General features: G+C 43.7%; 24 protein-coding genes. 16 read left to right on the plus strand and 8 right to left on the minus strand.

What is annotated here, in order from left to right:
* Positions 1-230: 230 nt before the first annotated feature.
* Genes CHRO_RS11575 through CHRO_RS34315 form a run of 3 tightly spaced genes read right to left on the minus strand, consistent with a single transcriptional unit; the run spans position 231 to position 1,461 of the window.
* Positions 231-680, minus strand: coding sequence for a GNAT family N-acetyltransferase (locus CHRO_RS11575; RefSeq protein ID WP_015154396.1), 450 nt, complete (start codon positions 678-680; stop codon positions 231-233).
* 36 nt (positions 681-716) lie between these two features.
* Positions 717-1,298 carry a TetR/AcrR family transcriptional regulator gene (locus CHRO_RS11580; RefSeq protein ID WP_015154397.1) on the minus strand — a complete coding sequence of 194 codons (582 nt, stop codon included), beginning with the start codon at positions 1,296-1,298 and terminating at the stop codon, positions 717-719.
* Between the two features lie 37 nt (positions 1,299-1,335).
* On the minus strand, positions 1,336-1,461 hold the full coding sequence (locus CHRO_RS34315) for a hypothetical protein (RefSeq protein ID WP_256498779.1): 126 nt from the start codon (positions 1,459-1,461) through the stop codon (positions 1,336-1,338).
* Positions 1,462-1,657: 196 nt separating this feature from the next.
* On the opposite strand from CHRO_RS34315, the gene CHRO_RS11585 reads away from it, so the two are divergent.
* The gene (locus tag CHRO_RS11585; protein ID WP_015154398.1) at positions 1,658-2,104 is read left to right on the plus strand and encodes a DUF874 domain-containing protein; all 447 of its coding nucleotides are present in this window, start codon (positions 1,658-1,660) and stop codon (positions 2,102-2,104) included.
* A gap of 492 nt (positions 2,105-2,596) precedes the next feature.
* On the plus strand, positions 2,597-3,304 hold the full coding sequence (locus CHRO_RS11590) for a bacteriorhodopsin (protein WP_015154399.1): 708 nt from the start codon (positions 2,597-2,599) through the stop codon (positions 3,302-3,304).
* Between the two features lie 30 nt (positions 3,305-3,334).
* Here CHRO_RS11590 and CHRO_RS11595 read toward each other — a convergent pair whose 3' ends face one another.
* The gene (locus CHRO_RS11595; protein WP_015154400.1) at positions 3,335-4,219 is read right to left on the minus strand and encodes a carbohydrate ABC transporter permease; all 885 of its coding nucleotides are present in this window, start codon (positions 4,217-4,219) and stop codon (positions 3,335-3,337) included.
* A 225-nt stretch (positions 4,220-4,444) separates the two neighbouring features.
* On the opposite strand from CHRO_RS11595, the gene purN reads away from it, so the two are divergent.
* The gene (gene purN, locus CHRO_RS11600; RefSeq protein ID WP_015154401.1) at positions 4,445-5,125 is read left to right on the plus strand and encodes a phosphoribosylglycinamide formyltransferase; all 681 of its coding nucleotides are present in this window, start codon (positions 4,445-4,447) and stop codon (positions 5,123-5,125) included.
* A 95-nt stretch (positions 5,126-5,220) separates the two neighbouring features.
* Here the strand turns inward: purN and CHRO_RS11605 are convergent, their stop codons facing one another.
* The 3 genes from CHRO_RS11605 to CHRO_RS32090 form a co-directional block, all read right to left on the minus strand.
* Complete coding sequence (locus CHRO_RS11605; RefSeq protein WP_015154402.1) at positions 5,221-6,027, minus strand: WecB/TagA/CpsF family glycosyltransferase; 807 nt, start codon at positions 6,025-6,027, stop codon at positions 5,221-5,223.
* Positions 6,020-7,093, minus strand: coding sequence for an NAD-dependent epimerase/dehydratase family protein (locus tag CHRO_RS11610; protein ID WP_015154403.1), 1,074 nt, complete (start codon positions 7,091-7,093; stop codon positions 6,020-6,022). Before CHRO_RS11610 ends, CHRO_RS11605 begins: the two co-directional genes overlap by 8 nt.
* A 520-nt stretch (positions 7,094-7,613) precedes the next feature.
* Positions 7,614-7,760: a hypothetical protein gene (locus tag CHRO_RS32090; protein ID WP_158631977.1), complete on the minus strand. Its 147-nt coding sequence runs from the start codon at positions 7,758-7,760 to the stop codon at positions 7,614-7,616.
* A gap of 521 nt (positions 7,761-8,281) precedes the next feature.
* Between CHRO_RS32090 and CHRO_RS11615 the strand changes: the two genes are divergently transcribed.
* From CHRO_RS11615 to CHRO_RS11660, 10 genes are all read left to right on the plus strand, one after another.
* Complete coding sequence (locus CHRO_RS11615) at positions 8,282-9,268, plus strand: DUF3102 domain-containing protein (protein WP_015154405.1); 987 nt, start codon at positions 8,282-8,284, stop codon at positions 9,266-9,268.
* A 215-nt stretch (positions 9,269-9,483) separates the two neighbouring features.
* Positions 9,484-11,667: a GumC family protein gene (locus tag CHRO_RS11620; RefSeq protein WP_015154406.1), complete on the plus strand. Its 2,184-nt coding sequence runs from the start codon at positions 9,484-9,486 to the stop codon at positions 11,665-11,667.
* 121 nt (positions 11,668-11,788) lie between these two features.
* Positions 11,789-12,616: an ABC transporter permease gene (locus CHRO_RS11625; RefSeq protein ID WP_015154407.1), complete on the plus strand. Its 828-nt coding sequence runs from the start codon at positions 11,789-11,791 to the stop codon at positions 12,614-12,616.
* Between the two features lie 16 nt (positions 12,617-12,632).
* Positions 12,633-13,910 carry an ABC transporter ATP-binding protein gene (locus tag CHRO_RS11630; protein ID WP_015154408.1) on the plus strand — a complete coding sequence of 426 codons (1,278 nt, stop codon included), beginning with the start codon at positions 12,633-12,635 and terminating at the stop codon, positions 13,908-13,910.
* A gap of 18 nt (positions 13,911-13,928) precedes the next feature.
* A complete protein-coding gene (locus CHRO_RS11635) occupies positions 13,929-14,882 on the plus strand; it encodes a hypothetical protein (protein ID WP_015154409.1) in 954 nt (317 codons plus the stop codon).
* A 2-nt stretch (positions 14,883-14,884) separates the two neighbouring features.
* Positions 14,885-15,151: an acyl carrier protein gene (locus CHRO_RS11640; protein ID WP_015154410.1), complete on the plus strand. Its 267-nt coding sequence runs from the start codon at positions 14,885-14,887 to the stop codon at positions 15,149-15,151.
* A gap of 29 nt (positions 15,152-15,180) precedes the next feature.
* Positions 15,181-16,098 (plus strand): aminoacyl--tRNA ligase-related protein, encoded by a 918-nt coding sequence (locus CHRO_RS11645; RefSeq protein WP_015154411.1) that lies wholly within the window; start codon positions 15,181-15,183, stop codon positions 16,096-16,098.
* 123 nt (positions 16,099-16,221) lie between these two features.
* Entirely contained in the window at positions 16,222-17,022 is an 801-nt protein-coding gene (locus CHRO_RS11650) for a class I SAM-dependent methyltransferase (RefSeq protein ID WP_015154412.1), read from the plus strand.
* Positions 17,000-18,796 carry a glycosyltransferase gene (locus CHRO_RS30460; RefSeq protein WP_015154413.1) on the plus strand — a complete coding sequence of 599 codons (1,797 nt, stop codon included), beginning with the start codon at positions 17,000-17,002 and terminating at the stop codon, positions 18,794-18,796. Before CHRO_RS11650 ends, CHRO_RS30460 begins: the two co-directional genes overlap by 23 nt.
* A complete protein-coding gene (locus CHRO_RS11660; protein WP_051033221.1) occupies positions 18,684-19,733 on the plus strand; it encodes a polysaccharide deacetylase family protein in 1,050 nt (349 codons plus the stop codon). The genes CHRO_RS30460 and CHRO_RS11660 overlap by 113 nt, the downstream gene beginning before the upstream one ends.
* A 21-nt stretch (positions 19,734-19,754) precedes the next feature.
* On the opposite strand, the gene CHRO_RS32095 is transcribed toward CHRO_RS11660, so the two are convergent.
* A complete protein-coding gene (locus tag CHRO_RS32095) occupies positions 19,755-20,147 on the minus strand; it encodes a hypothetical protein (protein ID WP_015154415.1) in 393 nt (130 codons plus the stop codon).
* A 3-nt stretch (positions 20,148-20,150) separates the two neighbouring features.
* Between CHRO_RS32095 and CHRO_RS11670 the strand changes: the two genes are divergently transcribed.
* The 3 genes from CHRO_RS11670 to CHRO_RS11680 all read left to right on the plus strand — a co-directional run bounded on the left by CHRO_RS11670 (position 20,151) and on the right by CHRO_RS11680 (position 23,447).
* Complete coding sequence (locus CHRO_RS11670; RefSeq protein ID WP_015154416.1) at positions 20,151-21,065, plus strand: glycosyltransferase family 2 protein; 915 nt, start codon at positions 20,151-20,153, stop codon at positions 21,063-21,065.
* Complete coding sequence (locus tag CHRO_RS11675) at positions 21,058-22,242, plus strand: glycosyltransferase family 4 protein (protein ID WP_015154417.1); 1,185 nt, start codon at positions 21,058-21,060, stop codon at positions 22,240-22,242. The genes CHRO_RS11670 and CHRO_RS11675 overlap by 8 nt, the downstream gene beginning before the upstream one ends.
* A gap of 110 nt (positions 22,243-22,352) precedes the next feature.
* Positions 22,353-23,447 (plus strand): glycosyltransferase family 4 protein, encoded by a 1,095-nt coding sequence (locus CHRO_RS11680; protein ID WP_015154418.1) that lies wholly within the window; start codon positions 22,353-22,355, stop codon positions 23,445-23,447.
* Positions 23,448-23,450: the final 3 nt, after the last annotated feature.

Consider the following 23,450-nt stretch of genomic DNA (forward strand, 5'->3'; position numbering starts at 1 on the left):
ATCGCCACTTTTTATCGAACTTATTGTTCGATTTTATGGCAAGAATTACAGCAGTGTTTCTCTCAAAAGATAGACTCATGCGTTTTGTTTTACAGTAGTGAGTGGGGAATTGGTAGTTGGTAATCGGTAGTTGCTCCCTCAGCTTCCTCAGCTCTCTTCTTCCCCCTGCTCCCCTGCTTCCTCCTCTGCTCGTGCGCTCCCTACTCCCTGCTCTCTAGTATGATTAACGACTACAGCTTTGAATAACGCATAATTGTTACAGGAACACCGATTTTCGCTGCCAAGTCAGACAAAGCAAACTTAAATTTGAGCGATCGCGGTAATTCTTTCCATGTAACTGCAACAAACCCAAAGCGAGTGTAAAACTCTGCTAGTTTACGCCCCAAGCATTCTAAATAAAGCGGCTGAGTTGCTTGTTCAATTAAATATTCCACCAAGTACGACCCCAAGCCTTTACCCCGCCAGTTAGAGGCAACCACTAAACTACCCAATTCTTGCGCCCCAGCAAAAGCCCGTAACTGCCCGCAAGCAACGACTCGTCCGTTGCATTCAACGACTGAAAATTGTTGCCAGCGTAACTGCGTCGGGTCGAGTTTTGCCGATAGCACCAACTTCCGAATTGCCCAAGCATCTTTAGCATTGGCAGGGCGAAGATTGCATCCTGATGGTAAAGTAGACATTCGGTTGAAGTCTAAATTTTCAAAATTAGATGACAATTACATTTTTACAACTAAACCAACAGCACGACGAACGTATGCTTGATACGACTCGTTTGTAGGTGGAAATACCAATCCGTAAAGCATGATACCGCTGATGAGGTCGAAGACAAGATCGGCATCTATATCTGTGGCAATTTCCTGTCTGCTTTTTGCTTGTGCGATGACAGCAGCAAAGGCTTGGCGACGGGGTTGGAGATATCTCGCCCAGTAAACCTGAGCAAACTGGGGATTGTTAGATGCTGTACTGATAATTAAAGCTACAATTTGCCGTCCCAGAGGATCTAAGGTCATTTGGGTAGCACTGGCAATAATTAAATCGATATCGCTCCAAAAGTTTTTCGTATCTGGAATTTCTACGTCTTCTCTACGGCTTTCGATCGCATCTGCCACCAGTTCTTCTTTTGAGTTGTAGCGACGGTAAATTGTGGTTTTTCCCACCCCTGCACGGCTAGCGATCGCCTCTATACTCATGCGCTCGTAACCCACCTCGGCTAAGAGTTCCAAGGTGGCTCTATGAATAGCGCGATCGGCTTCTACACTACGCGGTCTTCCAGGCTGATTTTTAATTTTTGCATTCATTATTGGTTCGTTACTCTTGGATCGTCATCTGGTGGTATCATCCGCTACCGCTACGCAAATATAAGCAGCATGTCTTAACGATGCATCCACCATTGTGATGTTCTTCGTTTAAATCTGCGATCGCCTTGTGGCGATCGATGGATGTAGTACCCGTAATCTTCAAACCATCAGCTCTCTAAATCAAATAGGATGACTGTTGCTACTGGCGAGGATTAAATTAAGGAACGACTTCTAGTCTACCGAAAGGAGGAAATTTAGTTAACAACTGAGTAACTTGAAAACCCTCTATCCGCAGAACGATCTAGCAGATGAGTTAGTTGGAGTACTGTAAATGCTAAATCGTATAGAGATTGTATCCGATGAAACTGACATATTTGAAGCAACAAGTTTCGACTTTGGGACGTTTTCTGGCAACAACGCTATTTTTTCTGTCGGCGATCGGCTTTGTATGGCACTTTGCCTTGTTCTCAAACCCTGTAGCAATGGCTAGTCCCGCTCCGATTTCGATCGCAGCGGCAGATATGGGCGATCGAACTAAAGAAGCAGCCGATGATGTTGCTAAAGGCTCCAAGAATTTGATCCGAGATACGGCAAACAAAGTTGAGCGAGCTGCCAACAAAAATGCTGCTAAAGTCGATCGAGCTGACGACGAGGGTAGTGGCGTTGAGCGCAAAGCCAAGCGAGATCGAGATCGGATTGAGCAAAGAGCTGAGGAAGATGCCGCTCGAACTGAAAAAGCAGTAGACAAAAACATGAACGCTGTCAAGCGTACTGTTGACTCTATCAAGGATGCTTTTAGCAATTAGAGCCGCAATCCGCTCAGATAGTTAGGACATGATTGGAGATACAAGGAAGAGGATTTATAATTCCTCATAGTCTGCACGTCAAAGCCTAAATTAGAAAGCCTAAGTCAGAAAGAAGATTTTTTGACTTAGGCTTTTTCTTGGGATGACGAAGGACGAGCGCCAAGCACCAAGACCGAGCGTTGGCATCAGGCAAGTACTTTATGATGAAATTCACTCAAGCTTAAGGAATTACATTTAACCATACTAGCTCTCGAATTACAGTGTTAATCTCAAATGATGGTGTTATGTAACATCTCTTTTCCATATTCGCAAATTATGCCAACAGTTCAAAAAATTGACACTAGCCAATTAGTCAGTATGGGAGTAATGTAGTTGACGAACATCTAAATCAAGCTAAGCAAATGCCAGCGGTTGCTGGTAATTCTCACATAACCACTGGCTCGCATATGGAAAGTTATATCGCAAGTTATCAGTTATATAAGTTATAGAAATATGACATTTCTCTGGCAGTGGCTTGGTGTATTTGGTATGTCGTTTGGTGCGATCGTTTTTGGAATTGGCGCTCACAATGCGAAAAATCAGCGTTGGCAAATTTTGTACACGCTCAACTTTTTCGTTTGCGCGATCGCGGCTGGACTTTATTTAATTATGGCTCTCGGTCAAGGAGTAGACTTTATTAACGGTCGTCCCACTTTCTGGGTCAGATATGTTTCTTGGTTTATTTCTACGCCTTTGTTGCTCTTAATTCTCACATATCTTGGAAAAACTAGCGTGACAACTACAGCGAGCTTGTTAGGAGCAAATGCTTATACAATTGCTGCTGGTTTTGTTGCTACTATTTCACCCTATCCAGTTAATTATATTTGGTATATTGTCAGTTGTGCAGCTTACTGTGCTACTGTATATCTTCTCCTTAACCAATATCGCCCACAAGTAGAACGTACCTTCCCTAGAGTTATTCCAGCTTTTCACAAATTGCTGAAAGTTCACTTGACAATATGGACGCTTTACCCGATAGTCTGGCTTCTGAGTCCCGCAGGTTTGAATTTCTTAAATATTAGCGTGGAAACAATGTTTGTGACTCTCCTCGATATGGCTTCCAAGGTAGGTTTTGGTTTTCTTTCATTACAAACTATGAGTGCTATAGAGAAAGCGAGACAGCAAGCAAAAACAGCATCTTCTTTAGTTGTATTTCGTTAATTTGTGGCAAAAAATATATATAGCGTGCTTCTACTCTTCGTCCCAAGTTTGCAACTGAATATAAACTAAAACTAGCGCTACCAATAACAAAACTGTAGCCGCAGCCGCAGCATAACCGAAATCGAATTGCCCAAAAGCTTCTTGATAAATGTAATAGACTAAAATATTAGTAGAATTTAAAGGTCCTCCACCAGTCACGACATAAATTTGCTCGAAACCCCGCAAAGTAAAAATTGCTGTTGTAATCGTAGCGAAGATTAACGTCGGTCTCAATCCTGGTAGAGTAATATACCAAAATTGCTGCCAAGCATTTGCTCCATCTAATTCTGCCGCTTCATAACGACTGGGAGGAATTGCCTGCAATCCAGCTAGAAATACCACCATATTGAAGCCTAGCTGCTTCCAAATACTCAATAAAATGATGACTGGCATTGCCCAAATATTACTACCTAGCCAGGGAATCGGAGAAATTCCAATTGCATTCAACCATGTATTGACTGGTCCATCGGTTTGAAATAGCCAGCGAAATCCTAACCCAGCGGCGACAATAGACACAATTGAAGGGAGAAAATAGGCACTGCGTAATAGACCTCGCCAAGCTATATTGCGGTTTAATAGTGCTGCCAAACCTAAAGGGATCGCTAAACTGGGAATTACTGTAGCAATGGTAAAATAGCAAGTATTACTAAGAACTTGCCAAAAATCAGGATTGAGAATTAGTCGTAAGTAATTGTTAAACCCTACCCAGCGCACGCCAGCAGCGGTAAAACTTCCTGTAGTGAAGCTGAGATAAAACAGATAAGCAATGGGAAATATTAGGAATATTCCTAGCATGAGCAGCGCTGGCGTGAGAAAAATCCATGCTGCGATCGCATCGTTATCTAGCAGTTGCTTGCGAGAACGCTCAAAAGCCATACTTTGTATTTTAACTTTGTAGGGCTATTTTACTCATTAAAGGGACCAGGGAGGAGTCAAGAGTTGATGGTAGTTGGTAGTTGGTAGTTGGTGGTTGGTGGTCACTGCTCCCTGATAACTGATAACTGATAACTGTTCCTGGTAATTTTTAACGTTGGAGTGAGGCGATCGCCAGTCGAATGATGGATAATGACTGAGTCAACACCTTGCTCGATAAAATGCTGTATGACGATCCCAGCAACCACCGCCTCTACTGCCAGCTTAATTTCTCCGGTCGATCCCACCGATCTATGGATACCAGGAGAACCAATTAAACTAGGTATACTTGCTTCGGGAAATGGCAGTAACTTTGAAGCTGTAGCAGAGGCGATCGCCCAAGGTAGACTTAATGCTAAAATTCAAGTTTTAATTTACAATAACCCAGAAGCGAAAGTCGCAGTTCGAGCTGCAAATCGTGACGTACCTGCCGTTTTGCTCAATCATCGTCACTTTCCCAGCCGTGAAGATCTAGATCGTCAAATTGTTCAAACTTTACATCAATATGACGTATCATGGGTTATAATGGCGGGCTGGATGCGAATTGTCACGCCAGTACTCATCAATGCTTTTGCCGAACGAATTATTAACATCCACCCCAGTTTATTACCCAGCTTTCGCGGCATTCAGGCAGTAGAACAAGCCCTTGCTGCTGGTGTAAAAATCGCAGGTTGTACGGTGCATATAGTCGTTCCCGAAGTTGATAGCGGGCGCATTTTGCTCCAAGCAGCCGTACCCGTCTTACCTGACGACACCCCCCAAACTCTACACCAACGAATTCACCAGCAAGAATATCGAATTTTACCCGCCGCGATCGCTCTTGCTGCGAAGCAGGGAGCAGGGACGAGCTGGGAGCAGAGAGCAAAATAAAATACCCGTCAACTGTCTTCACGGAGTTTAGCGCAGCATTTACTGTCAAATAATGACGATTAAACCTCGTGCAAAATTTGCACGTCGTTTATAGATTACCCGTAAGATTCAATCGGTTCGCTACCGTCAGGAGCAGGTGGCACAAATTTTTTCCAACCGAGTAACTGAAAGCCAACATACCATAAATAAAGCGGATTGAGCAGGATATAGCGCCGCCACAAGCGTCTGGGTTCTTGTAGCAGACGAAATAACCACTCCAATCCCAAATCTTGCATTGTTTGCGGTGCTGGCGCTAGCCTACCAGCGTGAAAATCGAAGGCAGCACCCACAGCTAAGATGGGGATGCCTAGCATTTGGCGATATTCGTAAGCCCAAACTTCTTGTCGAGGACAACCAAGACCAAGAAGTACGGTACTAGCTCCAGAGGCTTTAATCCGAGCCACTAACTCTTTCCGTTCCTCTGAAGAGAGACGGCGAAATTTAGAAGGCTCCATGCCCGCAATTTGGAGCTGGGGAAAGCGTTGCTGCAACTGACAAGCGAATTGCTGTAATACTTCTATTTGACTGCCATATAGATAGACACTCAATCCTTTTTCAGCAAAAGCTTGAGCGATTCTGAGCGTCAGCTTGGGACCGCAGACGCGATCGGGTAATCCTTGCTTGTGCAGCCACCACAGCGCCCAGCGCACGGGTTGTCCGTCAGGAACTACGAGATCCATACCGTTCAATCGACGGGCGTGAATGGGGTCTAAAAATCCCGTCATCACGCCATGAACGGCTAACGCACTGACCGCATAGGGAACTCTCTTTTCAGCCGCAACAACAATTTTGTTGACAGCAAATTCGTAATCTATAGCGTGGATGTTAATTCCTAAGATGGAGTGTTTGCCTCGATTAATCACTGTACTTTAACCACCTTTCACAGTTTTGGGTGTAAATCTCCCGCAAAATGTGCGGTACGTCGTATTTAATCGACCAATTTGGATACTTGGCTTTAAACTTCGATAAATCGCTGATGTACCAGATGTGGTCGCCACTGCGATTTTCATCGGTGTAAGAGTAGTTCAACTCCTTGCTAGCAATTTGTTCGCAATAAGCGATCGCCTCTAGCATTGAGCAATTGCTTTCTCTACCACCGCCGATGTTGTAAACTTCAGCGATTCCAGGGTTGAGATAGAACTCATAAAATGCCGCAATCAAGTCTGAGGAGTGAATGTTATCGCGGACTTGTTTGCCTTGATAACCGTAGATCGTGTAGGGATCGCCAGTCACGGTACATTTCATCAAGTAAGCGAGAAAGCCGTGTAATTTCGTTCCCGAATGGCTGGGTCCGGTCAAACAGCCACCCCGAAAGCAAACAGTAGGAATGCCAAAGTAATGACCGTATTCTTGGACTAATACGTCGGCTGCAACCTTAGAAGCTCCGAATAGAGAGTGCTTGCTGCGATCGATACTCATATCTTCAGAGATCCCCAAAGCATACTTATGAGCGGGATCGATCTCCCAGCGGCGGTCTAACTCAACTAGGGGTAAAAAGTTGGGTAAGTCTCCGTAGACTTTGTTAGTGGAAGTGAAGATAAATGGGGTATCTGGGCAATGTTGGCGCGTTGCTTGTAACAAGTTCAACGTACCGTTGGCATTGACCGAGAAATCGGAGAACGGATCGCGTGCAGCCCAATCGTGAGATGGCTGGGCTGCGGTATGAATGACAAGGGCAATGTCTTGTTTGTAGTACTGAAAAATGACATCCAGGCGATCGCTATCTCGGATATCTACATCGTAGTGAGTGTACTCTCTAATCTGAGATTGTAAACGCCTAAGATTCCATCTTGTGGAAGCTTCCTCTCCAAAAAAAAAGCTACGCATATCGTTATCGATCCCGACGACATGCATACCGAGAGCGCTAAAAAAACGTACTGCTTCCGAACCAATGAGACCAGCAGAGCCAGTAACGATCGCAACACTCATGGCTTATTCTCAAGCTTTTTGTAATTTTTTCTCTGCATTGTTTAGTATGCATTCCAGAGCTGCAATGACTGCCGGTACTTTTGACAATACATGCGAACATCACGATCTATACTTGACCAGCCTAGAGCCGGCGCATGTGCTAATGCTCAGGCGATCGCGGATCAAAAATTTGTCTGACATTCGCTCGAATGCCTGCACCTCTGCCGCGAGAAGCTTCAGACTGAAAATCTGCAATCTCTCGCTGACAATTTTGCAATACTCTGGATTTAAATTTGGTGTTCTACCACACAGGAGCCTGCTAGCTACCGTAGATGGAAACTCCTCAAGATTTCAGCTGCTCTAGGAATTGTTAGAACTGCTTTTTTTCTTCGTCTCTCGGTCTAGATTGCCGTACCTGAGTCCGTAATCGTTAATAGACCAACAGACAATTGGAATCTGCCGCAGCTACGATACGAAAGGCGATTTTAATGCAGCCAGAGTTAATATACTCTAACTAGGTGGAATTACGCAACCCATTTTTCTATCCATCTTGCGATCGCTTCATGAAACCGTATTTGTAGCTGTTGGTGTGACTTGTGCTATGTAGTTGTTGTTGAGCGCGAGGCGCGATCGCACTCAACCTGCAACCAGTATTTAGCCCTGAATGTAATCTATCCCTAAATGTCATGCCTAACTATCTGTTCGAGGGAACGGACAACGGGTAAGGGGGAACGGCGATGGAATTGGTGCAGGACAGATCTTCGACCCGAACGTCGTTTGGATATTGTCAACCGTAATTTCACGGATAATTCGTGATAACTTACCCCAACCTTGGTTCAATTTTCCGTAAAATTTCGCAAGCAATAAATTAAAAAAGATTCTTAACTTATCGTAACGTTTTCGACTTGATAAACCTAAACCCCCATAGTTAAGGCATAAAATGGTCGTCGTTAAATTCTTAGTATCGGTTTATGCTAGCGATCTCTATCCATCGTCGGCTGAAAATTCTAAAATAAATTTAATGTCTATTTTTTCGATTGAATTTTTAACTTATGTGTTTAAAACTTCCTTTTGACTCAAATCAGGTTTGTATCATTTTCTACAACAGAATCTCTAAAAAATATCACAAATAAGCGTCAACAAATTAATCGAAGGTCATAAACTCGGATCGACAAATGCAAGCCAAGCAAATCTAAACAATCTAAACAAATGGAGCTAGAGCCAGGTTTCGATTACAGAGTTTTAAGTGAGAAAAACCGTTCGCTCGTTCAGCAAAGAACTAAAGAGCTGAAGGAGCGCTTGCAGCGTACAGCTCAAGATATATGGGACATTGGGAAGAAATTAGTTGAGGTGAGAGCAGAACTAAAAGGACATGGCTACTTCGATGCTTGGCTGAGAGCTGAATTCGGGTGGAGTCGGCGCACGGCATACAACTTTATTTATGTATACGAAGCATTTCCTTATGCAAAATTTGCACAGATGATCATCGAGCCATCCGCGCTCTATCGCTTAGCTTCGCCTTCGACTCCCGATGCAATCCGCGACAAATTTATTCAACAGGCTAATGCGGGTAGTAAAGTCACGCATAAAGAAGTTTTGAAAGCCGTTACTGAAGAAAAGCTGAAGCAAATTCCCAATTCTCCCATCGAACATTCTCTCAAATCGGCAGCAGCTCAACCAGAAGAAGACCCGTCCCTAAATATAGATAAAGAAGTTAAATCAGTCGTCCCAGAAATACAACAACCTCCCTATAAAGCTGCTGCTTATAAAGCTAATCCAACAATTGTCACCCCACGTTTCCAGCAGTCGCATTGGTACACGCTGGGCATGGATCACCTATTATTTTGCGGCGATACTAACTCACCAGCATTTTTCGATCGCCTACCGGAAGCAGCTTTTGCTTTGGATATTGCGGTAGGTGGTAAGTGGCAGCATGACTGGTTAATGTATAAAGCTCGCTCGGCGTTGATCCTCCATCCCCGGGAAAGAATTGATGGAGAGCGGATTAGGCAGCTACTATTGATGTTTTCGGAACGGGAAGATGCAATAATATTACCCTGCGCGCCCAGTGGAGAGGCGATCGCTACGATCGGTAGGCTCAAACGGAAATTATTTGCAGGCTATCGAAATCGACAACAGTGCCAACAGGCGATCGCTGATTCGGGATTAAAAGCGCAAAAGGTTGAATTACCCTAGTTGTATTTGTTACCCTGAAAGCCGATCTCATTTATGCTTATAGTGATATACTGCCAAGAAAGTATCGTTCTCGTTAACAATTAAGTCCCTCATTCGAGTGGCGATCGCGGCACAGTTCAACTAGCCACCCGCCCTATTCCCAGTAGCACTTGCGCCAGAAATATCTCCGGTCGCGAAACGTTCGCTCTCAATCAGCAGCAACTTACCATTAGCTTATGGAATCTAGAGTGGAATCTAGAGAAGCCGTAGACATCAACTTGCAAAACTTGCAGTTAGCCATCAAACGACGATGGTTGGCAGCAGCAGGGGTATTTGGCTTTGTCTTAGGACTCTCAACAATCGTAACCCTTTTGCAAGCGCCGCTATACCAAGCAGAAGGCAAGCTCTTGCTCAAAAAGCCCAGCGAGACTTCTAGTCTCAACCCTGAAAAGTACGAGCCGCGCTTGGAACCGCTCAGCGCTGAGAGCAATCCGGTGAGTACCGAGTCGGAAATCGTCAGTTCGATCCCGTTGGCACAGAAAACGATCGCTGCTCTCACCCTTAAAGATGAGGAAGGTAAGCCGCTCAAACCGACAGCACTGATTAGCCAGTTGACACTGAAAAATATTCCCGCTACTGACGTGTTGCAAGTCGCATACGAAAGTAAAGATCCTCAAGAAGCAGCAGCAGTCGTCAATAAATTGATGAGCGCCTATGTAGATTACAACATTCAGAGTAACCGTGCCGAAGCCTCAGCCGCAGAAGATTTTATCGTCAAGCAACTGCCGCAGACAGAAAGCACGGTGCGGGCAGCTGAAGCTAGTTTGCGCCGTTTCAAGGAACGACACCAAATCGTTAGCTTAGAACATGAAGCTATCTCAGCTGTAGAAGTGCTGAAGGAACTACAAGACCAAATCACACTTGCAGAAGCAGCACTCGTACAAACTCAAGGTCGAGCGACAAAACTGCAAAAAGAAATTGCCCTCACTTCCCAAGATGTCGTACCGATTAATTCTCTCAAAGAGTCCCCCGGAATACAAAAGACCCTGGCAGAATTACAACGGGTAGAAGGCGATTTGGTTGTCCTCCAAACTCGTTTTGAAGACACATACCCCGAAGTCCAAAAATTACAACAAAAACGGAATGCCCTCAAACAGTTGTTAGAAGGACGCATAGGACAAATGTTGGGCAACTCGAAGCAAGTATCGAATCGCAATTTAGAAGCAGGCGAGTTGCAACAAAAATTGGCTGAAGACTTGGTAAGAGCGGAAGTCGAACGCCTCAGTTTGTCTAATAGATTAAAATTTTTAGCTCAAGCTAGAACGAACTACAGGCAAAGAGCGACAGTTTTACCGCAATTAGAGCAGCAACAACGGGAGTTAGAGCGACAAGTCAGAGCCGCCCAAGCTACCTACGAATTAATGCTGAAAAAACTGCAAGAACTACGGGTAGAGCAAAACAGAAATATTGGTAACGCCAGCATTATTGAAACAGCATTAGTGCCAGAAACTCCCTTATTGGGTAAAAGAGTGATGACTCTCGGTTTAGGAGGAATCGCCGCAATACTACTGGCGATCGCCACGATTACTTTACTCGAACTGAGCGACGCATCAATCAAAACACTTAGAGAAATTAAGCAGTTGTTTGGTTATACCTTAATTGGTAGCATTCCTCAACTTGGTAAATTCATCAAATTGAAACCTGAACGACAGCAAGATTGTCCAGTTCCCGAACTAGCGGTGAGAAATAGCCCTCGCTCGTTGACAGCGGAAGCTTATCGCATGTTACAAGCTAACTTGCGGTTTTTGAATTTAGATCGTCCGCTCAAAGCTGTCGTCGTGACGAGTTCAGTACCCAAAGAAGGCAAATCGACCGTTTGTGCTAATTTAGCCGTCGCGATCGCCCAGCTAGGACGCAGAGTACTATTAATTGATGCCGACCTCCGCTCTCCGATCCAACACCATATTTGGCAGCAAACGAATGTAGAGGGTTTGAGCCACGTCCTCGTTGGCGGAACCGACTTTCAGGCAGCAGTAGAACAAGTTATGCCCAACTTACACGTTCTTACGGCTGGAGTCGTGCCACCTAACCCAATGGCTTTAATCGACTCACAGCGAATGGCTGCATTGGTTAGTTCTTTAAGCGATCGCTACGATTTCGTCATCATCGACGCTCCGCCTTTGGTAGTAGCGGCAGATGCTTTAACTCTAGGAAAAATTACCGATGGAATTTTGTTGGTCGCTAGGCTAGGGGTGGTCGATTATACTAATGCAGCTGCGGCAAGAGAGGCTCTCAAATGTTCCTGTCAGACAGTGCTGGGAGTTGTTGCCAATAGCGTTCCGTCCGAAAATCGACCTTACAGTTCCTTCCATTATCAAAGTCAAGACAATCTCGATACCACAGTAGTCTCTAGTAGGTGAAATGGTAATAGGTAATGGGTAATGGATCGGTTGTCAATGTAGAGACGTTACATGTAACGTCTCTACAAAGGATAGTTAGCGCTCTGTAACCTTCGATTTCCGACTTCCACCCTTCATCAACATGAAAACGCGCGAGATCGTATTAGAAGCAGGCAAAACTGAAAGTCAGTATTGGCGAGATGTTTGGGACTATCGCGAATTATTATATTTCCTCGCTTGGCGAGATATTTTGGTTCGGTACAAACAAACCGCGATCGGTATTCTCTGGGCGCTGATTCGACCGTTTCTCACTACGATCGTGCTGACAGTAGTTTTTAGCGTTTTGGCTAAATTGCCCTCAGAAGGAAACGTGCCTTACCCGATTATGGTGTTCGCCGCAATGCTACCCTGGCAATTTTTCGCAAATGCCCTGACCGAGTGTAGCAATAGCTTAATTACGAACTCTCAAATTATTTCTAAGATTTATTTTCCTCGCTTAATCGTTCCCGTAAGTGCAGTTGTGGTCTGCTTTATAGATTTTTTAATTTCTGGTATGATATTACTAGCTTTAATGGCATGGTACAATTTCGTACCTGATTGGCGAATTCTCACACTACCTTTATTTACTGCGATCGCCTTTGCTGCGGCAATAGGCGCTGGACTGTGGTTAGCAGCCTTAACAGTCGAATATCGAGATTTTCGCCATGTCGTACCGTTTCTCGTTCAAGTCGGTCAATACATCTCGCCTGTAGGTTTTAGTAGCAATATCGTTACCGAACAGTGGCGATTGCTATATTCTCTAAATCCGATGGTAGGGGTGATTGATGGGTTCCGTTGGGCAATTTTAGGGGGAGAAGCTCAACTTTACCTACCAGGATTAATTCTGAGCGTAGGGTTAGTTTTACTCTTACTGACTAGCAGTATTTGGTATTTTCGACGCACGGAGCGCACCTTCGCAGACGTGATTTAAATTGTAGGAATAGATCGTGTCACAAACCGTTATTCGTGTCGAGCAGTTGGGAAAAAAATATCTGCTAGCGCAGCAAGCAGGTGGATATACTAATTTGCGAGAAAAAATTACTGAGAAAACCAAGTCTTTAACTCAAAGACTATTAACTCCCAAACGCACGCACAAATTTAAACCAACTCGCGAAGAATTTTGGGCGCTCAAGGATGTTTCATTTGAAGTTAAGCAGGGCGAGTGCGTTGGTATTATCGGTGGAAACGGAGCCGGAAAATCAACATTACTAAAAATTTTAAGCCGCATTACCGAACCAACCAAAGGTAAAATCCGAATTAAAGGTCGAGTTGCTAGTCTTTTAGAAGTAGGAACGGGTTTTCACCCAGAACTGACAGGAAGAGAAAACATTTATCTCAACGGCGCAATTCTGGGAATGAGTAAAGTTGAAATTAAAAGTAAATTTGATGAAATTGTTGCTTTTGCGGAAGTCGAAAAATTTTTAGATACGCCCGTAAAGCGCTATTCTTCCGGCATGTACGTCAGACTAGCATTTGCTGTTGCCGCTCATCTAGAACCAGAGATTTTAATTATCGATGAAGTCTTAGCAGTAGGAGATATAGCATTTCAAAAGAAGTGTTTGGGTAAAATGGAAAATGTAGCGACTCAAGAAGGTCGGACGGTTTTATTTGTCAGTCATAATATGCAAATGGTTCAAGCTTTGTGTGCTAAAGCTTGCTTACTCAAAGCCGGAAGTATAGCGGCTCAAGGAAATTCAGGTGATGTCATCGAGCAATATCTATTATCCTTGCGATCGCTAACACAACTCAATTCAACTATATTGGAACAGCGACAGGATCGCTCTGGAGATGGCAGCGCAAAATTAACTTTTATTAATATTGAAGATGGCGATGGAAGTAAAGTTATTTGTTCGATTAGCCGCCTAAAACTCACCATCGGCTACCGTAGTGAAAAACCAATTTACTCACCACGACTTTTAGTCACTATCTACGATTACAACAATGAATATGCCATTTTTGCCCTAGATAGTAATGTCGTAGGAGGAGTTCCCGAGCTTCTTCCTGCTGAAGGTACGGTGACTTGCATTACAGAACCAATGTATCTGACACCAGGGCGATGTCGCGTTGAACTGGAGTTACTCAGAGGTGAAATTCTGCTTGACTGTATTGAATATGCCACATGTTTTGATGTAGAAGCTTACGATATTTATGGCTCGGGTAAGTCACCTCCTCGCAGTTGGGCGACTTGCCTGCTGCGATACCAATGGTCTACTAATGTAGGCTAATTTCAGTTGAGAAACAATATGGTTTCACTCCAAAAAATAGATCGTTCGATGTATGAAGAGGTTTTTCCTTTACTTTTAGATTTAAATGCTCAAGTTAATTGGAGAAACGTTTTTGATTATAATTGGCAGGCGGAAGATTATTGCGGTTATGGATTGTTTGATGGCAAAGAAGTTGTTGGTTTTTTAGGATTAATTTTTAGTCGTAGAGCGATCGCCGATCGCGTTGAGAATTTTTGTAACATTCATAGTTGGATAGTCAAACCGCAATATAGGGATCGCAGTCTATCGTTACTTCTACCCGTTTTGAGGTTAAAAGATTGTACGCTGACAGATCTCAGTCCAGCCCCTAGAGCGATCGAAATCCTGCAAAAGCTAGGATTTAAAAGATTAGATTCAAAGCTACGTGTATTACTACCAGTTAGCGGGAGAAATAGGAGTGCGATCGAGATAGTTCACCTATCTCAAGAAAAACCTCAAATAGCAGAGCAGTTCTCAAAACAAGATTTAAAATTATTTCAAGACCATAGCAGTTATTCTAACTGCTATCATTTATTAATTGACAATGGCAAAAATTATTGCTACGTCATATATACTATAGTGAAACAAGCATTTCTTTCACACTGCTACATTCAATACATCAGCAATATTCAAATATTTTCGCAGTACAGCGGCGCAATCCGTTCTGAAATAATCAGGCACAGTCGTATTCCTTTAGTTGTGGTAGATTCGCGGCTCATCGCGCCGTTCAAATTACCATTCAGTTACGATTTACCGTTTAGTTTTCCCAAACTTTACAGGTCTTCTAGCTTAAAACTAGCTCAAATTGATAATTTATACTCAGAACTTATTTTATTAAATTTTAGTTTAATTCCGAGTAACTTAAAAGAATTGCGTGGTTTATGGCATGAAACCAAATATTGGTACGAAATAAAGAATACATTTAAAAAAAATACTTGTGGAATAAGTGAGTAAAAATGATTGTCAAAAAAAATCAAAATATAGGACAGCAGATTCGCCAATTTATCTTGGAGGAATTCCCACAGGCAAACGAGCGATCGCTCGGCGAGAATGAAACTTTCTTAGGCAGCGATATTGTTGACTCTTTAGGTATTGTCAAATTAATGACTTTTGTAGAAACTGAATTTGGCATAACTGTAGAAGACGAAGACCTTCAACCCGAAAATTTTCAATCAATCGCGAGTTTAAGCGAGTTTGTGAAAACTAAACTCGCCCAAAAATAATATTTGACGCTCGGAGGTTTAAGCTAGTAATGTCATCGGAAACTTTTGCTTCACTAGAGTCAGAAAATATCTACAGTTGCTTTAATTCTGACGCAGGGCTACTAACCCTACAGGGTTCTCAGGTAGAACTGCGACGGCGACTTGATGCCTTGTTTTGTAGCTGGGCAGAAGTAGTAGGAGCAATTGAGTATTCCTTTCCGCCAGTACTATCGGTTTATTCCCTTGATTTGGCTGACTACTTCAGCTCTTTTCCACACTTAGCTACCCTAACAACGCAAATCGACAGTAACAATGAGGGAATGAAGCGGTTTGTCGATTCTACCAGAAACGAAAGGCTGACAGAAGTAGACCAAAATTACCTTACGCCAGCACGCTACGTATTACCGTCAGCAGCTTGCTACGCAGTTTACAACCACCTGAGCAACAAAAAACTGCAAAATGACCTTTTCATTACCGTTTGTTCCCCCTGTTTCCGCCAAGAGTCAATCTATAAAGCAGGCGAACGACAGTGGACTTTTCATATGAGAGAAATCGTCTGTATCGGTCGTCAAGAGACAGTCCGAAATTTTCTCAATACCTACCGTCAGTTGATTACAGAAATACTCGACCGGGCTAAATTACCTTTTCAACTTCGCGAAGCCACCGATCCTTTCTTTGACAAACGCGATCCCGCACTGATTTTACAAAAATTAGAACCGCTAAAATATGAATTTCTTTATCGCGATCGCTTGGCAATTACTTCGCTCAACTTTCACCGTAAATTTTTTGGCGATCGCTTTAACATTCAAGACTGCACCGGAGAACCAGCCTATACAGGTTGTGTGGCTTTTGGGTTAGAACGCTGGTTATCTGCTTGCATTCGCGAGTACGGTCAAAACTGGGAAAATTTACCTGCTGTTTTACAGAAAAAGGAGCCAGAAGTCAGGAGTCAGGAGTCAGGAGAATAAAAAAACTCTAGTTATGGGTAATCGCGCCCGTAAAAAACAAACAATTACAACAATCTGGGTTAAAAGAAAATTTTCGACTTTAATGAAGTTGACAAATACAACATTTAACAAAGGACATGAATTATGTCAATCGATCTGTTTAATCAAACCTTATATGAAAAGCCAAGTACTGTTAAAGAGTATATATGCACGCAAAAAGACTTATGGATAGAAGAAAAAACTATTTTTGAAAAGTACGAGCAGCATATCAAAGATAAGGCGATTCTTGATGTTGGTTGTGGTGGTGGGAGAACAGCGATCGCATTAAGCGAACTAACCTCAAATTATACGGGGATTGATTATTCGATGGAAATGGTGAAAGCGTGTCTAAAATGGCATAGCTCTCTAAATTTCATACATGGTGATGCTAGCGATATGCATATGTTTGATGGGGAAAGCTTTGATTTTATCATTTTTTCATTTAATGGCATAGATTGCATGTCTCATGAAAAGAGAATAAAAACATTGAAAGAAATTTATAGAGTTTTAAAAAGTGGCGGAATATTTGCATTTTCCAGCCATAATTTAGACGATCGCAAAATTGTCACTGCCTTTAATAAATACGACATGAAACGTCCGCGAGCGATCGCAAGAAATCTTTTTAACGTTATGAGTTATTTGAAAGTAAGAAAGTATCAGATACACACTGATACATATGAAATTCTTAGCGATCCTTTAGCCGGATTCGGACATTTGACATATTACATTAGAAAGCAAGAGCAGGTAAAGCAGCTTGTAAATATCGGTTTTAAAAACATTGCTATTCTCAATCGCCAAGCCCAGTTCGTTGATATTAATTCTTTAGATAGAGATAGCGAGTGGTTGCACTACGTTTGTCAAAAACCTACTAGTAACGATCGCAATGAAGACAGTCAGCAAAAGTGAAACGATCGTGGACAAACCTCTCGTTTCTGGGATTGTTATCTTCCTCAATGAAGAACAATTTATTGAGGAAGCGATCGCCAGTGTCTTTGCCCAGACTTACAACAACTGGGAACTGCTATTAGTTGATGATGGCTCCACGGACGGGAGTACGGCGATCGCCCGTCGCTATGCCGAACAATACCCTCACAAAGTCCGTTATCTCGAACACGAAAATCATCAAAATTGCGGCATGAGTGCGGCGCGGAATTTAGGCGTTCGTCACGCTCAAGGCGAGTACATTGCTTTTCTCGATGCTGACGACATTTGGTTGCCACAGAAATTGGTACAACAAGTTGCTATTCTAGAATCGCAGCCCGAAGCCGCCATGCTTTACGGACGCACTCACTTTTGGTTTAGTTGGACGGGAAACCAGAGCGATCGCCAATACAACTATTTCACAGAACTGGGCGTTGAACCCGACACTCTAGTCCAGCCACCCACGCTGCTAGAACTCTTTTTACAAAATGAATCTACCGTCGCATCTACTTGTAGCGTCCTGATCCGCCGCGAGGTATTTCAGAAGATTGGTGAATTTGAGCCAGAATTTCGCACCATGTACGAAGATATGGTCTTTTACACCAAAATATTTCTTCAAGCACCCGTGTTTGTCTCCGGGAAATGCTGGGATCGATATCGACAGCACCCCCAAAGTAGTTGTCGCATAGCAATTGAGGAGGGAGAGTATAACTCTTTTCACCCCAGTCCCGCTCGTGGCACTTTCTTGCGTTGGGTAGAGGCTTACTTACGCGATCGCGGTGCTGAGAGAACGCAGGTGTGGAGCGTTCTCCAAACAGAATTACTGCCTTATCGGTATCCATTGTTGTATCCAGTAGGGCGAATGCTGAGACTGTGGCGACAGCAGGCGAAAACGGTATTAAAGTCAGCTGGGCGGCGGGTTTTACCTAGAGACTTGCTGTACTGGCTGAAATTTCAAAAAAGATTTAGAGGTACGTCACACTTGGGCGGAGTGCGCTTTGGTAATCTCCGCCGTCTCAAACCCGTCAGCCAAAACTTCGGTTTCAATCGCGGTTTGCCGATCGATCGCTATTACATTGAGAAATTTCTTGCCAGCCATGCCGATGCCATACGCGGACACGTATTGGAAGTGAGCGAAAACAAATACACGCTCAAGTTTGGCAGCGATCGCGTCAGCAAAAGCGATATCCTGCACGTAACTCAGGATAACCTCGCAGCAACAATAGTCGCTGACTTGACCTGTTGCGATGAAAACAGCGTACCCTCAAATACTTTCGATTGCATTATTATTACGCAAACCCTACCGTTTATTTACGACGTGCGGGCGGCGATCGCAACTCTACACAGGATATTGAAGCCAGGGGGAGTTATATTAGCAACTTTCGCTGGCATTAGCCAAGTCAGCCGTAGCGATATGGAAACTTGGGGAGAATACTGGCGATTTACAACCCTTTCAACTCGGAAGTTATTTTCTGAAGCTTTTCCAGCAGCCCAGATAAAAGTAGAAGCGTATGGCAATGTATTAGCTGCAATGTCATTTCTACAAGGATTAGCCGTCGAGGAACTGCGCCAAGAAGAACTAGACTACTTCGATCCTGATTATGAATTGTTAATTAGCGTGAGGGTAACTAAACCAGAGGTAAATCATGAAAATACCTGGGAAAATACCTGGAGCCAATCGGATACGACGGTTTGCCCGTCGCTGTCGCAACCGGCTTCAGCCAGGGTCGCTGATTCTGCTCTATCATCGCGTCACTGACGTGAGTTGTGACCCTTGGGGATTGTGCGTGACACCCCAGCACTTTGCCGAGCAATTGCAAGTCTTGCGCCAATATACCCAGCTAACACAATTGCGGCGATTGAGCCAAGACGTAGCAGAGGGCAAACATCATCGCCGTCACGTTGTCATTACTTTTGACGATGGCTACGCTGATAACCTCCACAATGCCAAGCCAATACTCGAACGCTATGACGTACCTGCCACTATCTTTATTGCTAGCGGCTATGTCGATCGCGAACGAGAATTTTGGTGGGATGAGTTAGAGCGGCTATTTTTGCAACCTGGGGCATTACCCCAGCAACTAGAGCTAAATATCAATGGCTATCAATATCAGTGGGATTTGGGAGAATTTGCCAATTACACCGAGTCAACATACCAGCAGCATCGCCATTGGAAAGCAGAACAGGAAGATCCCCCCACTCCACGTCAGTTGGTCTATTACGAGGTCTGGAAACTACTTCGCGTTTTACCAGCAGGCGATCGCGATCGCATTTTAGATCGACTGCTAACCTGGGCGGGAATGACAGCAGGTAGCCGTTCGACCCATCGTTCTCTCACCCGCGCAGAAGTAGCAACTCTAGAGCGGGGATCGCTCGTTGAAATCGGCGCTCACACGATCGCGCATCCATTTCTCTGCTCTCTGCCCTTATCTTCGCAGCAAGAAGAAATTTACCACAGCAAAGCTCAACTTGAAGAACTGCTCGGACACGAGGTGACAAGCTTTTCCTATCCCTTCGGCAACTACACCTCAGACTCGGTAGCTATCGTCCGCGATGCTGGCTTTAACTGTGCTTGTGCCACGATTCACGCTAGCGTCCAACGCCATAGCAATCTGTTTGAGCTACCCCGCGTCGAAATTCAAAACTGGAATGGAGAAGAGTTTGCTAGGAGGCTATCGCGTTGGTTCGATGTTTGAACAGTGAAGAGTGGCTAGTGGCTAGTGGCTAGTGGCTAGAGTTTCTCCCTTGTCTCCCCCCTCTGCCTTGTCTCCCCCCTCTGCCTTGTCTCCCCCCTCTGCCTTGTCTCCCCCCTCTGCCTTGTCTCCCCCCTCTGCCTTGTCTCCCCCCTCTGCCTTGTCTCCCCCCTCTGCCTTGTCTCCCCCCTCTGCCTTGTCTCCCCCCTCTGCCTTGTCTCCTCCCTCTGCCTTGTCTCCCCCCTCTGCCTTGTCTCCCCCCTCTGCCTTGTCTCCTCCCTCTGCCTTGTCTCCCCCCTCTGCCTTGTCTCCCCCCTCTCCCTTGTCTCCTCCCTCTGCCTTGTCTCCCTCCTTTCCCTTGTCTCCCTCCTCTCCCTTGTCTCCCTCAGCTTTCTTTCCCCGACTCCCAACTCCCAACTCATGCAGCCACTTGTTTCAATTATTACTATATTTTTAAACGCTGAGGATTATATTGAAGAGGCGATCGCCAGTGCGATCGCTCAGTCATACGATGTTTGGGAACTGTTACTCGTTGATGATGGTTCTACGGATAGCAGTAGCAAAATTGCTCGCGACTATAGCGATCGATATCCCGAAAAAATTCGCTATTTAGAACATCCAGGTCATAAAAATTGCGGCATGAGTGCCTCGCGCAATCTGGGAATTCAACACGCAAGAGGAGATTATATTGCCTTTTTAGATGCGGATGACGTTTATTTACCCGATAAAATTGCCCAACAAGTCGCAATTTTAGAGTCTCATCCTGAAGTTGGCTTGGTTTGTGGCAGAACGAAATGGTGGTACAGCTGGACGGGAAACGAGAGCGATCGCTCGCGAGATTTTCTTCAAAAGTATGCATTACCTTTGAATACTGCGATCTCTCCACCTACCATTCTGATTCTATTTCTAAAAGATGAATGGGCTTCACTTTGCGATGTTATGGTACGTCGCCAAGCTGTTGAAACTGTAAATGGATATGAAACATCTTTTCGCGGTATGTATGAAGACCAAGCCTTTCATGCCAAACTCTGTTTGAAATACCCAACTTTTGTATCGAGCCAATGTTGGTATCTCTATCGCCAGCACTCCCAAGCCTGTACTACTGACTCTCACGTTAGTGGCAAAACTCTAGCAGCGCGACAAATGTTTCTGACGTGGCTAGAAGACTATCTATCTAAGTCAGGATTGCAGCAATCGGAAGTTTGGCGAGTTGTCCAACAGCAACTCTTTCCTTACCGTCATCCCCACCTACATCGACTCTGGTTGAAGTGGCGGTTTGGCATTGTGTGGCGCGGACAGAAAATATGGGAAAAATTCAAAATAACTAATGAATAAACTATTAATTATTTTTCCATCTGTAGAAAGGGGTGGGGCAGAGGAATACGCTCTAACTATTGCCCGTGATGCTCAGCAGCAAGGCTGGCAAGTTCATGCAGCTTTTCCTAAAACACCACAAACAACTTCTCTGGCTCAAGATTTTCAGCAGCATAAAATTAACTATCACTGTTTAGAAATAGCTGAAACTTATACTCGAAAACTCAGAACTTTACGGCAATATTTACCAGATTGCTTGCGGACGCTTTCCTTATTTTTACAAATTCAACCCGATGCGGTTATCATCGTTCTTCCTTGGGTAGACCGCAGTTTAGGTACTATTTTTGCTTGCGCTTATTTAAATGTTCCTACAGTGGTGGTGTTTCAGCTAGTTCCTTGCCAAATTACCTTAAGCCAGTGGCAATTAACACTTTATAATTGGTCGAGAGTTAGAAATCAACAATGGGTAGCTGTTTCCCAATATAGTCAAAAGTTAGTTGGTAAGATATTCCAGATGCCAGTTAGTGAAGTGAAATGTATCTATAATGGAACAAAACTGGAAATGGACAAAAAGCAGAGCCTTCAAGAGATTGTAGCGCTGCGCGATCGCCTCCGGCAAGAATTAGAATTACCGTTAACTAGCCGTTTAGTTTTAACTGTCGGTCGGCTGAACCAACAGAAAGGATACAGCGACCCAATCCCCATTATTCCCGCGATCGCTAAAGAATTTCCTGAAGTCAAGTTTATTTGGGTAGGAGATGGAGAACTGCGATCGCAGTTACAAGCAGAAGTCAAAGCGACAAAAATAGAAGCATCTGTGCTGTTTCTTGGCTATCGAAATGACATACCGCAGTTACTCAAAGCCGCCGATCTCTTTTTATTTCCCAGTCATTATGAAGGATACCCCTTTGCTTTATTAGAAGCAATGGCTTACGGTCTACCAATTGTTGCTTCAAATGCTAATCCTATGCCAGAAATAATTACGGATCGGTTGGAAGGTTTATTATTTCGTAAGGGCGATCGCCACGATCTTTTAGCTAAGCTGCGATGGGCTTTGCAAAATCCCCTTTTAATGCGAGGTATGGCAGAAAATGCCAAACTGCGAGTTCGTGAATTCTCTGCTACTAAAATGAGTTTTGAAACTTTGGATTTAGTGCAAAAGATAATAGTAAAAAATGGGAATCAAAACGTTGCCTGAGATAAAATTTTTTGTTCTAAGCAGCATGGCAAATAACCAAATATCTCAAGAGAAACCATGAATTATTTTAATTATTTACAAACTTTTGCGTTTGATAAAGTGAGAATAATATGCACCATTTAAAGGTGATTTTTCTGCCTTGGTGGTCGAGAAATCCTTATCAGCAGCTTTTAGTAACGCATCTCCAGCTATTAGGTATAGACGTAAAAACTTTCAGTAATAATGGGAAATTATTTCTAACTCCAGAGGTTATTCGCTGGCGACCAGATATCGTTCACTTTCACTCACTATACCCATTCTATTTATCATCAAATCCGTTAGCTTTCGCAATCAAGCTCTTAGCATTTTTCAGTCAAATTATATTTTTAAAGCTTGCAGGAGTTAGAATCGTCTGGACAGTTCACGATTTAAAAAATCACGAAAACATGCAAGTGCGTGCAGAGCGAATTTATAGTATTTTTCTCGCTATATTTGCCGATGCTATTATTACTCATTGCGTACAAGCAAAACAGACGGTTATTAAATCATTTCATATCTTCAACAAAGATAAGGTTTTTGTTGTTTCACATCCCCATTACATCAACTACTATGAAAATAATATAGACCGCGATACAGCGCGAAAAAAATTAGGTATAACAGATGCCAATCTAATTTTTCTATTTCTGGGATTGATTCGGGCTTACAAAGGCGTTCCCGAACTCATCAATGCTTTCAAGCAGCTAAAACAAGATAAAGTTTATTTAGTGATTGCTGGTAAAGCTTCTCAGGAATTAACTCAACAGATTCAGCAACAAGTGCAAGATTGTCATGAAATTAAATTCATTCCGGGTTTTGTCGCTGACGAGCAATTACAAATCTATATGAATGCTTGCGATGCGATCGTACTACCATACCGAGATATCTTAACCTCGGGTTCGGTAATTTTAGCTATGTCCTTCGGTCGTGCGTGTGTTGCTCCCCGTAAAGGCTGTATTAGCGAAGTAGTCGGTGACTTAGGAGGGTTTCTCTACAATCCAGAAGAAACGGACAGTTTGTTGTATGCTATGAAAGATGCAATTCAACATAAGTCTCAGTTGCAACAAATAGGCGATCGCAACCGCCGAGTAGTGGAGCAGTGGAGCTGGGATAGCTTTGCACGCACGACACTACAAATTTATCAGCATCGAGTTCGATCGACATCGAGCTTGCGATCGCCCCTGAATTGAATT

Origin of the sequence: Chroococcidiopsis thermalis PCC 7203 (assembly GCF_000317125.1) — a bacterium.
In the GTDB taxonomy this organism is placed as follows: domain Bacteria; phylum Cyanobacteriota; class Cyanobacteriia; order Cyanobacteriales; family Chroococcidiopsidaceae; genus Chroococcidiopsis; species Chroococcidiopsis thermalis.

Bases quoted from the DNA above. Each gene is read 5' to 3' on its own strand.
- CHRO_RS11680 (WP_015154418.1), top strand. From the start codon at position 22,353: ATGCACCATTTAAAGGTGATTTTTCTGCCTTGGTGGTCGAGAAATCCT.
- CHRO_RS11670 (WP_015154416.1), top strand. From the start codon at position 20,151: ATGCAGCCACTTGTTTCAATTATTACTATATTTTTAAACGCTGAGGAT.
- CHRO_RS11650 (WP_015154412.1), top strand. From the start codon at position 16,222: ATGTCAATCGATCTGTTTAATCAAACCTTATATGAAAAGCCAAGTACT.
- CHRO_RS11615 (WP_015154405.1), top strand. From the start codon at position 8,282: ATGGAGCTAGAGCCAGGTTTCGATTACAGAGTTTTAAGTGAGAAAAAC.
- purN (WP_015154401.1), top strand. From the start codon at position 4,445: ATGACGATCCCAGCAACCACCGCCTCTACTGCCAGCTTAATTTCTCCG.
- CHRO_RS11590 (WP_015154399.1), top strand. From the start codon at position 2,597: ATGACATTTCTCTGGCAGTGGCTTGGTGTATTTGGTATGTCGTTTGGT.
- CHRO_RS11635 (WP_015154409.1), top strand. From the start codon at position 13,929: ATGGTTTCACTCCAAAAAATAGATCGTTCGATGTATGAAGAGGTTTTT.
- CHRO_RS11620 (WP_015154406.1), top strand. From the start codon at position 9,484: ATGGAATCTAGAGTGGAATCTAGAGAAGCCGTAGACATCAACTTGCAA.
- CHRO_RS11575 (WP_015154396.1), bottom strand. From the start codon at position 680: ATGTCTACTTTACCATCAGGATGCAATCTTCGCCCTGCCAATGCTAAA.
- CHRO_RS11675 (WP_015154417.1), top strand. From the start codon at position 21,058: ATGAATAAACTATTAATTATTTTTCCATCTGTAGAAAGGGGTGGGGCA.
- CHRO_RS11640 (WP_015154410.1), top strand. From the start codon at position 14,885: ATGATTGTCAAAAAAAATCAAAATATAGGACAGCAGATTCGCCAATTT.
- CHRO_RS11595 (WP_015154400.1), bottom strand. From the start codon at position 4,219: ATGGCTTTTGAGCGTTCTCGCAAGCAACTGCTAGATAACGATGCGATC.
- CHRO_RS30460 (WP_015154413.1), top strand. From the start codon at position 17,000: ATGAAGACAGTCAGCAAAAGTGAAACGATCGTGGACAAACCTCTCGTT.
- CHRO_RS11660 (WP_051033221.1), top strand. From the start codon at position 18,684: ATGAAAATACCTGGGAAAATACCTGGAGCCAATCGGATACGACGGTTT.
- CHRO_RS11585 (WP_015154398.1), top strand. From the start codon at position 1,658: ATGAAACTGACATATTTGAAGCAACAAGTTTCGACTTTGGGACGTTTT.
- CHRO_RS11610 (WP_015154403.1), bottom strand. From the start codon at position 7,093: ATGAGTGTTGCGATCGTTACTGGCTCTGCTGGTCTCATTGGTTCGGAA.
- CHRO_RS32090 (WP_158631977.1), bottom strand. From the start codon at position 7,760: ATGACATTTAGGGATAGATTACATTCAGGGCTAAATACTGGTTGCAGG.
- CHRO_RS11580 (WP_015154397.1), bottom strand. From the start codon at position 1,298: ATGAATGCAAAAATTAAAAATCAGCCTGGAAGACCGCGTAGTGTAGAA.
- CHRO_RS11625 (WP_015154407.1), top strand. From the start codon at position 11,789: ATGAAAACGCGCGAGATCGTATTAGAAGCAGGCAAAACTGAAAGTCAG.
- CHRO_RS11645 (WP_015154411.1), top strand. From the start codon at position 15,181: ATGTCATCGGAAACTTTTGCTTCACTAGAGTCAGAAAATATCTACAGT.